4 protein-coding genes are annotated in these 4,278 nt (G+C 73.7%); 2 read left to right on the top strand and 2 right to left on the bottom strand.

Annotated elements, in window-relative coordinates; genetic code table 11:
- Positions 1 to 45: 45 nt before the first annotated feature.
- On the bottom strand, positions 46 to 1,497 hold the full coding sequence (gndA, locus tag FHE66_RS15055; RefSeq protein WP_255303780.1) for an NADP-dependent phosphogluconate dehydrogenase: 1,452 nt from the start codon (positions 1,495 to 1,497) through the stop codon (positions 46 to 48).
- Between the two features lie 98 nt (positions 1,498 to 1,595).
- Positions 1,596 to 2,627, bottom strand: a complete 1,032-nt coding sequence (locus FHE66_RS15050; RefSeq protein WP_139073796.1) for a LacI family DNA-binding transcriptional regulator — start codon at positions 2,625 to 2,627, stop codon at positions 1,596 to 1,598.
- Between the two features lie 102 nt (positions 2,628 to 2,729).
- On the opposite strand from FHE66_RS15050, the gene larE reads away from it, so the two are divergent.
- A complete protein-coding gene (larE, locus tag FHE66_RS15045) occupies positions 2,730 to 3,587 on the top strand; it encodes an ATP-dependent sacrificial sulfur transferase LarE (protein WP_139073795.1) in 858 nt (285 codons plus the stop codon).
- Entirely contained in the window at positions 3,580 to 4,257 is a 678-nt protein-coding gene (gene larB / locus FHE66_RS15040) for a nickel pincer cofactor biosynthesis protein LarB (RefSeq protein ID WP_139073794.1), read from the top strand. The genes larE and larB overlap by 8 nt, the downstream gene beginning before the upstream one ends.
- The last annotated feature ends 21 nt before the right edge of the window (positions 4,258 to 4,278 follow it).

Here is a 4,278-nt window from a genome sequence, read left to right as displayed (position 1 = left end):
AACGGCCCGTCGACGGGGTCGACGGGCCGTTCGGGGGGGGACGGGTCAGCTGTCCTGGGACTCGCTACGGTCGCCCGACCACTCGGTGTGGAACACCCCGGGCTTGTCGACCCGGTGGTAGGTGTGCGCCCCGAAGAAGTCGCGCAGCCCCTGGATGAGGGAGGCCGGCAGCCGCTCGGCGCGGACGGTGTCGTAGTAGGCGAGGGCGGCGGAGAAGCCCGGCACCGGCACGCCGTTGGCGACCGCGTGGGTGATGGCCGCGCGCCAGCCGGCCTGGCTGGACTCCAGGCCCGCCGCGACGGACGGCGCCTCGAGGAGCGTGGTGAGGTTGTGCGCCGCGTACTCCGAGCGGATCCGCTCGAGCAGGCGGGCACGGATGATGCAGCCCGCGCGCCAGATCTTGGCGACGCCCGCGATGTCGATGTCCCAGCCGAACTGCTCGGAGGCGGTGCGGATCTGGTCCAGGCCCTGGGCGTAGGCGACGACCTTCGAGGCCCACAGCGCCTGGCGGACGTTCTCGACGAGCTCGGCGCGCTGGGCGGCGTCGGAAGCCTCGCGGTGGGGGCCGTGGAGGGCGGCGCGGGCGGCCTCGCGCAGCGCGGTGTGACCCGAGCTGGAGCGGGCGAAGACGGACTCGGCGATGGTGTTGACCGGCACGCCGAGCTCGAGGGCGATCTGCACCGTCCACTGCCCGGTGCCCTTCTGGGCTGCCGCGTCCGCCACGACGTCGACGAACGGCTTGCCCGTCTCGGCGTCGACGTGGCGCAGCACGTCGGCGGTGATCTCGATGAGGTAGGAGTCCAGGTCCCCGGTGTTCCACTCGCTGAACACGTCGGCGAGCTCGGGGGCGGAGAACCCGGCCGAGCGCAGGATGTCGTAGGCCTCGGCGATGAACTGCATGTCGGCGTACTCGATGCCGTTGTGCACCATCTTGACGAAGTGACCCGCGCCGTCGGGGCCGATGTGGGTGCAGCAGGGCTCGCCGTCGACCTTGGCCGAGATGTCCTCGAGGATCGGGCCGAGGGTCACGTAGGACTCCGCGGGGCCGCCGGGCATGATGCTCGGGCCGTTGAGCGCGCCCTCCTCACCGCCGGAGATGCCGGCGCCGACGAAGTGCAGGCCCTTGTCGCGCAGGTAGGCCTCGCGGCGGCGGGTGTCCTCGTAGTGGGCGTTGCCGCCGTCGACGACGATGTCCCCCTCCTCGAGGAGCGGGATGAGGGACTCGATGACCGCGTCGGTGGGGCCGCCGGCCTTGACCATGATGATCATCTTGCGCGGCCGCTCGAGGCTCGCGACGAAGTCGGCGAGCTCGGCCGACGGGACGAAGGTGCCCTCGTCGCCGTGCGCCGCGACCAGCTCCTCGGTCTTCGCGGCGGTCCGGTTGTAGAGCGCCACGGAGTACCCGTGACGCGCCAGGTTGCGGGCGAGGTTGCTGCCCATGACAGCGAGTCCGATGACTCCGATCTGCGCGGAGGCAGTCGCTTTGTTGTCAGTCACGTGCTGGTCCTTTGGTCGGCGGCTTGGTGTCGCTACGGCCCTCAGTATGGCGGCGGGCCCCCGCCCGGCCGCAGTGGTGTCCATCAGTTGCCACGGCCTCAGGACCGCATGAGCCGGCCCCGGCGCACGCGGGCGGTGGAGTCCCGCGCGATGAGCTTGACCGGCAGCACGACGGGCTGCTCGCTGGAGCGCGCGCCACCGATGATCGCGAGGAGGTTGCGCACCGCCGTGGCGCCCTGCAGCGACAGCGGCGAGGCGACGGAGGTGAGCGCGGGGACGGTGAGCGCCCCCGTGCGGCTGTTGTCGAAGCCGACCACGCTCACGTCGCCGGGCACCGACACCCCCAGGGCGCGCAGGCCACGGACGAAGCCGACGGCCATGATGTCGTTGAAGGCGACGACGGCGGTGCTCGGGTTCTGCGCCCACCGCCGGGCAGCCTTGGCCCCGCCCTCGACGGTCGGGGCGTTGGGGCCGATCCGGCGCACGCGCAGCTCCAGCTCCAGGCCCGCCTCCTCCAGACCGCGCCAGCGCACGCCGTCGGCCCACGACGCCTCGGGGCCCGCGACGTAGGTGATCTCGCGGTGCCCGAGCTGCCCGAGGTGCTCAGCGGCCCGCCGCACTCCGCGGGCGCCGTCGGTGAGCACGCTCGGCAGCCCGCTGACGACCCGGTTGAGGACGATGACCGGCCGCTGCTTGGCGATCGCCCGGATGCCCAGGTCCGAGAGCCGCGGGCTGGTGAGGACGAGCCCGTCGACGGCGCTGAGGAACTTCTCCGCGGCGTCCCGCTCACGCACGTAGGACTCCTGGGCGTCGAAGAGGAGCATCGTGTACCCGGCCGCCTCCGCGGCGGCCTCGGCCCCCCGGATGACGTCGACGAAGAGCGGGTTGCCGATGTCGGCGACGACCATGGCGAGCATCCGCGTGTTGACGGAGCTGAGGACGGGCGCCACCGACGAGCGCCGGTACCCGAGCAGGGCGGCCGCGTCGCGGACCTTCTCCGCCGTCGCCGCGCTCACCCGCCCGGGCCGGGCCAGGGCACGCGACACCGTCGACGGCGCGACCCCGGCGGCCTTGGCGACGTCGTAGATCGTCGGCGCCCGGCCGGGGTCATTCGCTCCCTCGTTGTCCATGCGCGCCACGGTATGGTCACGGGGCAACCGGTGGCAACAAGTTGCCACGTCGCCTCCCGGCCCGCGCACACTGGCAGCTCACGTGCCCGAAGGAGCAGCTCCATGACGACGACGACCGCGGTACCCGGCCTCACCGGACCGGTGGCACAGGCCGCGGAACGGGTCGAGCAGATGCTCGCCGGTCACGCTCCACTGGGCGTGGCCTACTCAGGCGGGGTCGACTCCGCCACCCTCCTCGCCATGGCGGTGCGCACCCTCGGCCCCGCGAACGTCGTCGCCGTGCTCGGGGTCTCCCCCAGCCTCGCGACGGACGAGCGGGCCAGGGCGCACGAGACCGCCGCCGTCATCGGCGCGCGCGTCGTGGAGATCGAGACCCACGAGGGACAGTCCGCGGCCTACCGCGCCAACGGCCCCGACCGCTGCTTCCACTGCAAGGACGAGCTCTTCACGCGCATCGACGACGAGCTCGTCGCCGAGCTCGGTCTGGCGGCCGTCGCCTACGGCGAGAACGCCGACGACGCGAAGCGGCCGGACCGGCCCGGCTCGCAGGCCGCGACCAACCACCGCGTGCTGCGCCCGCTCGCCGAGGCCGGGATGACGAAGGCGATGGTCCGGGAGACGGCCCGGGCGCTGGCCCTGCCCGTCGCGGACAAGCCCGCCGCCCCGTGCCTCGCCTCGCGCATCCCGCACTTCGAGGAGGTCACCCCGGAGAAGCTGCGTCAGGTCGACCGGGCGGAGGCCGGGCTGCGCCGGCTCGGGTTCACCGACTCGCGCGTCCGCCACCACGGTGACGTCGCGCGCATCGAGCTGCGCCCCGAGGAGCTCCTCGTCGCGGTCCACCGGCGCGAGGACGTCGACGCCGCAGTGCGTGCGGCCGGCTTCCGGTTCGTGGCGCTCGACCTGCGCGGCATCCAGTCCGGCGCCTTCACCCTCCCGCTCGTCACCCGCAGCCATGACTGAGGACTGGCAGCCGGGGCCCGAGCTCACCCGGGTGGTCCGCCTCGACCACGACCGCGCCGCCCGCCGTGGCTACCCCGAGGCCGTGCTGTGCGAGCCGAAGACGGTGGAGCAGGTGGCGCTCATCGCCGCCGAGGTCGCGCAGGCGGGCAGCCCCACCCTGTTCACCCGGGTCTCCCCCGAGCAGGCGCAGGCCGTCATCGCCGCACTGCCCGACGCCCACCACGACCCCGTCGCCCGGCTCCTCGCCTGGCCGGCGCAGCCGCCCGAGCCGACCGGCGGGCTCGTCGTCGTCCTCAGCGCGGGCACCTCCGACCTGCCCGTCGCCCGGGAGGCCGAGCTCACCGCGCGTTACCTCGGACGGCGCACCGAGCTCGTCGTCGACGTCGGCGTCGCCGGGCTGCACCGCGTCCTGGGCCAGCTCGACCTGCTGCGCTCCGCACGCGTCGTCGTCGTCGCCGCGGGGATGGACGGCGCCCTCCCGAGCGTCGTCGCGGGCCTGGTGAGCTGCCCGGTCGTCGCCGTCCCTACCTCGGTCGGGTACGGGGCCGCCTTCGGGGGCGTGGCCCCTCTCCTGTCGATGCTCAACGCGTGCTCCCCCGGGGTGGCCGTGGTCAACATCGACAACGGCTACGGCGGGGGCCACCTCGCCGCCCAGATCGCCGCGTCCTGAGCGCGACAAGTCGCGGCAACT

It is taken from the genome of Georgenia sp. 311 (genome assembly GCF_006151955.1).
Taxonomy (GTDB): Bacteria; Actinomycetota; Actinomycetes; order Actinomycetales; family Actinomycetaceae; genus Oceanitalea; species Oceanitalea wutianyii.
Note: the sequence above shows the minus strand (reverse complement) of the source record. Positions and strands in the feature narration are given on the sequence as shown.